The sequence below is a fragment of the Cupriavidus sp. 01L46 genome (assembly GCF_056399905.1).
Genome location: NZ_JBFTSF010000322.1, coordinates 1 through 6,462, shown reverse-complemented (window position 1 = coordinate 6,462; position 6,462 = coordinate 1). Strand labels below are relative to the sequence as shown.

General features: G+C 65.6%; 7 protein-coding genes and 1 pseudogene. 4 read left to right on the top strand and 4 right to left on the bottom strand.

The annotated features are described in order from the left end of the window. The 3 genes from AC1DS3_RS33045 to AC1DS3_RS33035 form a co-directional block, all read left to right on the top strand. On the top strand, positions 1 to 949 hold a 949-nt coding region (locus AC1DS3_RS33045), incomplete at its 5' end, for an L-talarate/galactarate dehydratase (protein WP_477128813.1). Positions 950 to 1,034: 85 nt separating this feature from the next. Continuing rightward, on the top strand, positions 1,035 to 1,190 hold the full coding sequence (locus AC1DS3_RS33040) for a hypothetical protein (protein WP_477128812.1): 156 nt from the start codon (positions 1,035 to 1,037) through the stop codon (positions 1,188 to 1,190). A gap of 120 nt (positions 1,191 to 1,310) precedes the next feature. Beyond that, positions 1,311 to 1,598, top strand: coding sequence for a hypothetical protein (locus tag AC1DS3_RS33035; RefSeq protein WP_441640828.1), 288 nt, complete (start codon positions 1,311 to 1,313; stop codon positions 1,596 to 1,598). Between the two features lie 88 nt (positions 1,599 to 1,686). Here AC1DS3_RS33035 and AC1DS3_RS33030 read toward each other — a convergent pair whose 3' ends face one another. The 4 genes from AC1DS3_RS33030 to AC1DS3_RS33015 all read right to left on the bottom strand — a co-directional run bounded on the left by AC1DS3_RS33030 (position 1,687) and on the right by AC1DS3_RS33015 (position 5,959). Continuing rightward, positions 1,687 to 2,778, bottom strand: coding sequence for a porin (locus tag AC1DS3_RS33030; protein ID WP_441640829.1), 1,092 nt, complete (start codon positions 2,776 to 2,778; stop codon positions 1,687 to 1,689). A gap of 194 nt (positions 2,779 to 2,972) precedes the next feature. After that, positions 2,973 to 3,749: an enoyl-CoA hydratase gene (locus AC1DS3_RS33025; RefSeq protein ID WP_441640830.1), complete on the bottom strand. Its 777-nt coding sequence runs from the start codon at positions 3,747 to 3,749 to the stop codon at positions 2,973 to 2,975. Between the two features lie 9 nt (positions 3,750 to 3,758). Next, positions 3,759 to 4,730 (bottom strand): Bug family tripartite tricarboxylate transporter substrate binding protein, encoded by a 972-nt coding sequence (locus AC1DS3_RS33020; protein ID WP_477128811.1) that lies wholly within the window; start codon positions 4,728 to 4,730, stop codon positions 3,759 to 3,761. Between the two features lie 47 nt (positions 4,731 to 4,777). Continuing rightward, complete coding sequence (locus AC1DS3_RS33015) at positions 4,778 to 5,959, bottom strand: CaiB/BaiF CoA transferase family protein (protein ID WP_441640832.1); 1,182 nt, start codon at positions 5,957 to 5,959, stop codon at positions 4,778 to 4,780. Between the two features lie 328 nt (positions 5,960 to 6,287). Between AC1DS3_RS33015 and AC1DS3_RS33010 the strand changes: the two are divergent. Then, a pseudogene (locus AC1DS3_RS33010) lies at positions 6,288 to 6,462 on the top strand (phasin family protein); the annotation flags it as partial.

Below are 6,462 nucleotides of genomic sequence, written 5' to 3'. Positions count from 1 at the left end.
GGCCGGGGGACCCGGGCAATTCGCACATGCCAGGGAGATCGCGCCGGCGCTGATCGGCGAGGATGCCAACGACATCGCGCGGCTGTGGAACAAGCTGATCTGGGCGGGTGCATCCGTCGGGCGCAGCGGCTTGGCCACGCAAGCCATTGGCGCATTCGACGTTGCGCTGTGGGACCTCAAGGCCAGGCGCGCCAACCTGCCGCTGGCGAAGCTTCTCGGGGCGCACCGCGATTCGGTGAAGTGCTACAACACCTCGGGCGGCTTCCTTCATACGCCGCTCGACCAGCTTCTGGTGAACGCGAGCAAATCGGTGGAGARGGGCATCGGCGGCATCAAGCTGAAGGTTGGGCAGCCCAACTGCGCCGCCGACATCAAGCGGGTGGAGACGGTGCGCAAACACCTGGGCGATGGCTTTGCGCTGATGGTCGATGCCAACCAGCAGTGGGATCGGCCGACCGCGCAGCGCATGTGCCGCATCTTGGAGCAGTTCAACCTGACCTGGATCGAAGAGCCGCTGGACGCCTACGACGCCGAAGGCCATGCCGCATTGGCCGCGCAATTCGACACGCCGATCGCCACCGGCGAGATGCTGACGAGCGTGGCGGAACACTGGGACCTGATTCGCCATCGCGCAGCTGATTACCTGATGCCCGATGGCCCGCGCGTGGGCGGCATCACGCCCTTCCTGACGGTGGCAACGCTGGCAGATCACGCGGGACTGATGATTGCGCCTCACTTTGCCATGGAGTTGCATGTCCACCTCGCGGCAGCGTACCCGCGCGAGCYGTGGGTGGAGCACTTCGAATGGCTGGAGCCATTGTTCAACGAACGCCTCGAAATCAAGGACGGCCGCATGCTGGTGCCGACGCGGCCGGGGATCGGCGTGAGCCTGAGCGGTCAAGTGGCCGGGTGGACCCGGGAGGAGGCGGAGTTCGGCGCCAAGCGGTAACCGGCAAGCGTGCGGGGCGGTGCAATGATAAAGATGCGATAAAGACGGAGACATGATGCGAAACAGGATCACGACGCTACGCTGCGTGGCAGCGCTTCTGATGGCTTGTGCCGGTGGCGCCGCCACGGCGCAAGCCAAGTTCCCGAACGCACCCATTCGCATGCTCGTAGGCACGCCGGCGGGCGGGACCACCGACGTGATCGCCCGGCTGCGCATTGTTGCTTTCCGCCCTCGCACCTGACAGGTATTAACAATTGATTACAACGGAAGGGGGCCAGTCACACTATGCTCCCCCAGCCCCATAAGACTGTGGCCGCCAATATAGCGGCATGCCGTACAACATGAAACGCAGGAAAATCGCATGAACAAGATCTACTCGTTTGCCCTGATGGCGATTGCCATGCTGGCGGCGACCTCGGGAGCCGCCCAGGCGCAGCATGTTGTTGGGGGGATGGGCGAGGAAGTCAGGATCGGTGCATTCGGTGGCCGTGCGGATAATTACCTTAGCGGCCGCGGCCTGCCCGACAGCCGTGGGCCCAATGCGGCGGGCCGGGACAGGAACCGCACGCGAGCCAATGACCGGCATGCGGTGCGCGCCACCGGTGCGCGCGGAAAGGCGCCTTCACTTCCTGGCAGAAACTTGCCGTAGGCGTCAGAGGCGCCATCTTTGCCCGCTTAAGCGCGGGCCAAGGTCGATAAAGCGTTTCGCGCTGGGCTCACAACTCAAGAAAAGCGGCTCAGAACCGATGCCGCACACCCACAATCGCGCCAACCTGGCTTTGCCCGGCGCCGACTTGTTCCGTGGTATTCACCAGCGTCGTCGCATTGGCATTCAGCGATGGCCCGAACCCGGACAATCCCATCGCAGACCCATCGCGGTTCTTCGCGTAAGCGAGGATCGTGTAGAGATCGGTACGTTTGGACAGCGCGTACGTGCCGGATAAGACAAAGCTCAGCGGATCAGCCGACGTGTTGCGCACGTCGGTGTAGTACGCAGCGCCGGTCAGTGAAATAGCTGGCGTGGCCTGGTACTGCACGCCTGCCCAGTAGAGGTTGGTGCGCAGGGAGCTGGTGGTGAAGTCGCCACGGTAGTAGCGGTAGCCCGCCAGTACCTTGACCGACGAGAAGGCATAGGCCGCGGCCACGGCGGCGCGGCGCTCGCGGTTGTCCTGCAGCGTGACCGTGCTGCCGCGGACTTCGTCGTAGGCCACGCGCATGGACAGGGGGCCGCTGGCGTAGCCCAGGCTGGCGCTCCATTCCCGTCCTGCCTTGGATGCGCCGGCGATTTCGCCGCCGGCGGTGCTGTCGTAGCCGGTGCTGTAGAGCAGGCCGTAGTAGATGCCGCCCGTGGTGCCGGTGAACTTGATGGCGTTGTCGGCGCGGCCCGACATCCATTTGTCGTGCATCAGCAGCGAGTAGCGGGTCGAGATGATCATTGGGTCGAACGCCGACGAGAGATCGTACAGCAGCGTTTGCTGGCGGCCGAGGGTCAGCGTGCCGTACTGGGCCTGCAGGCCGGCGAAGGCCTGGCGGCCGAACAGGCGGCCGCCCTGGTTGACCTTGCCAGTGTCGAGGTCGAAGCCGTTCTCCAATACGAATACGCCCTTAAGTCCGTTGCCCAGGTCTTCCGTGCCACGCAGGCCGAAGCGCGAGGTGGAGAGGTTGCCGGTGGACATGCGCACCGTGGAGTTGCTGCCGCCGGTGGCGTTTGGCACGTGGCTCAGGTATTCGATGCCGGCATCGACCACGCCGTAAAGCGTGATACTGCCTTGCGCCATTGCGGCGCCGGGAATGAGYGGCAACAGCGCCAGCCATGCACGAGATTTCATTGCGTTGATTTCCTTATGATTGGCGGCGCCCCATGGGCTCGGGCATCGCAGCGGCGTCAATGTAGCGTCATAAGGACAATGCAAAAAAGGGCGTTCCCGGAACAGACTGTTCCTGCCTGCGAACAGTCCGTCCGGGCTGCCTTGGCCCCTTTTTCCCGCTTACCGCTTACCGCTTACCGCTTACCGCTTACCGCTTACCGCTTGCGCTGCAGGAACTCGTTCATGTACCGCTGCGGCTCCCCGGTCTCGAAGGCACTGCCAAACTCCGCCACGCTGTTGTTGATGGCCACATCCAGCGGCGCCTCTTCCCACTCGCGCAACAGCCGCTTCTGCTGGCGCACCACGGCAGGGCCGAAGCCGGCCAGCAGCGTGGCGAGGCGTTCGACCTCGGCGTCCAGTTCGGCTAGCGGCACCACCTTGCTCACCAGGCCCCACGCCAGCGCTTCGCGCGCGTCGGAGATCTCGCCGGTCAGCAGCATCCACGCGGCGCGGGCGTTGCCGATCAGGCGGGGCATCAGTGCGGCGTGGATGACCGACGGAATGCCCACCTTGACCTCGGGCATGCCGACGTGGGTGTTGTCCGCGGCGACGCGGATGTCGCAGGCCAGCGCGAGTTCCAGGCCGCCGCCCAGGCACCAGCCCGGCATGCGCGCGATCACGGGCACGGGGAAGTGGCGCAGCGCGTCGCACAGGCCGCGTAGGCCACTGATGAAGCGCTGCGCGCTGTCGCGGGTTAGTGCGGCCATCTCCTTGATGTCGGCGCCGCCGATAAAGCCTTTTTCTCCGGCGCCTTGCACGATCAGCACGCGGATCTCGTCAACGGCCGCGAGCTCGGCCACGGCCTGGGTCAGCGCGGCGATGACCGGTGTGCTGAGGATGTTGAGCGAGCCGGCCTCGCGGATGGTGAGGGTGGCGATGCCGAGCGCATTGATCTCGATGCCGGCGTATGGCTTGTTATCTGCTTGGCTCATGGCGTGGTCTCACTGCAGTTTTGTGAAATGGATATCTTCGACGACCTTCTTCCAGTGTGCGTTCTGGCCGCGGATCAGGTCGGCGAATGCCCCGCGCGTCGTCGGTGCCGGAATGGCGCCTTGCTTCTCGATGGCGGTGACGACCTCGGGATCGGCCAGCACCTGCCGCACTGCGTCGTTGAGCTTGTCCAGGATAGCCGCTGGCGTGCCGGCTGGCGCGCCCAGGCCAAACCAGGAGGGATTGTTCATGGCGGGCAGGCCGGCCTCGGCATAGGTTGGCACATTGGGCAGTACCTTCAGCCGCTGCCTGGCAGCCACCGCCAGCKGGCGCAGGCGGTGGCCCTGGATCAGGCTGGAGGAAGAGGGGATGTTGTCGAACACCACCTGGATCTGGCCCGCCACCGCATCGTTGAGCGCGGGGCCCAGGCCTTTGTAGGGCACGTGGAGCATCCTGGTGCCAGTCTCGTTCATGAACAGCTCGCCGTTCATATGGCTCAGGCCGCCATTGCCCGAAGATCCGAACGAGTACTTGCCCGGGTTGGCCTTGAGCAGCTTGATGAAGGCGGGCAGGTCGCTGGCCGGGAAGGCAGGGTTGACCACCAGTACGTTGGGCACGTCGGCGAGGTTGCTGATGGGGTCGAAATCCCTGACGGGGTCGTAGGCCGTCTTGGCGTACACGTTGGGGTTGACCGCGTGCGAGCTTTCCACTTCCATGACCAGCGTATAGCCGTCCGCGGGCTGCTTGGCCGCATACGCGCTGCCCACGGCGCCGCCCGCGCCAGGGCGGTTTTCCACCACGACGGGCTGCTTGAGCACGGCGCCGAGCCGGGTGCCGACGATGCGCGCGATGATGTCGGTGGTGCCGCCTGCCGCGTAGGGCACGATCAGCTTGATGGGCTTGTCGGGGTAGGCCGAGGCGTGCGCGCCGCTGGCAAGGCTCAGGCCGGCGAGCAGGGTGGTGGCGATGATGCGTTTGTTCAAGCGATGTCTCCGGATGGGTTCTTCTTAGGTGTCGGTGCGCGTCGGCACTAGCTGCCGTTGCGCTGGCCGTGCTCATCGAGCAGCGGCGGCGGCGCCAGTGCTCGCGCGCCGCTGCTGGCCAGCATGGGGTTGCGGATCATCGGCACGCGGCCAAGCACCGGGTGTTCGGCTTGCTGCACCAGTTGGCGGTGCGCCACCTGCGGATGCGCAAACACGTCTTCCATGGAGTGGATCGGGCCCCATGGCACGCCGGCCGCGTCGAAGGCTTGCGTCCAGCTCTGCCGGTCGCGGGTGGGGAACACGTCGGTGAGCCGCTTGCGCAGCGCCGGCAGGTTGGCGATGCGCCCGGAGTTGCTGGCGTAGCGCGGGTCTGCTGCCAGCGCACCCAAGCTGGCCACTTCGCAGAAGCGTGCGAACTGCGCGTCGTTGCCGATGGCAAGGATCAGGTGGCCATCCGCGCAGCGAAAGACTTCGTACGGCGCGCAGTTGGGATGCGCATTGCCGCTGCGTTGCGGCGCCTTGCCGGACACCAGGTAGTTGGAGGCCTGGTTGGCATTGAGCGCGACTGCCACGTCAAGCAGGGCGATATCCAGGTACTCGCCCTCGCCGGTGGCGTGACGGCGCAGCAAGGCCGCCAGCACGGCCGAGGTGGCATACATGCCGGTGGTCAGGTCCACCACCGCCACGCCCGTGCGCAGCGGGCCGGCGCCAGGCTCGCCGTCGGGGTGCCCGGTGTAGCTCATCAGCCCGCCCATGCCCTGGAACACGTAGTCGTAGCCGGGCTTGTCGGCCATCGGGCCGCTCTGGCCAAAGCCGGTGATCGACAGATAGACCAGCCGCGGGTTGAGCGCCTTGAGCGTTTCATAGTCCAGGCCGTAGCGGCGCAGCGTGCCAACCTTGTAGTTCTCCACCAGCACATCGGCTTGCAGCGCAAGCGCGCGGATCTGCGCGGCGCCTTCGGGAGTGGCGTAGTCGATGGCCACGGATCGCTTGCCGCGGTTGCAGCAGATGAAGTAAGCGGAGAGGCCGGTCTCGCTGTCGCCGCCCGCGCTGCCYACGGGGGCGTGCAAGTAGGGCGGGCCCCAGCCGCGCGTATCGTCGCCGTGACCGGGGCGTTCTACCTTGGTGACCTCGGCGCCCAGGTCGGCCAGGTTCTGCGTGCACCACGGGCCGGCCAGTATCCGGGACAAATCCAGCACCTTGATGCCGGCCAGGGCCTGATGAAGCATGGGGTCTCCGCAAGACAGGTAGTGATGGTGCGGGCGAGTGTATCGGCGGCCCCCCGGGCAGGCCAGTTCATAGTTTTCAAGGAAGCGTTCGCCGAATTCGAACGGCCTGGTGAAGGCTTGGTAAGGGCTTGGTGAGGACCGGGGGGGGCGAAGTGAATTCCGGGGCGCTCGGCTGCAAACGGCGGCGCTTTCCCCCCTAGCGGCGTGCGGCACGCGCTACACTTGAGCTACCGCGCCCGCCGCCATCGAGAAGTCAATCGGGCAGACGCATCCGGATCCCGGCGCGGCCAGTTCCCTGCTTCACCTACCCCCAGCGAGGAGATGCATCATGTCGACACCGTCCAATCCGTTCACCGATTTCAGCAAGTTGCTCGAGCAGTACAAGCTCCCCGGGGTCGATATGACCTCGGTAATCGAAGCGCGGCGCAAGGATATCGAAGCCATCGCGGAGGCCAACAAGGTGGCCTACGAAGGCATGCAGGCACTGGTGCAGAAGCAAACGG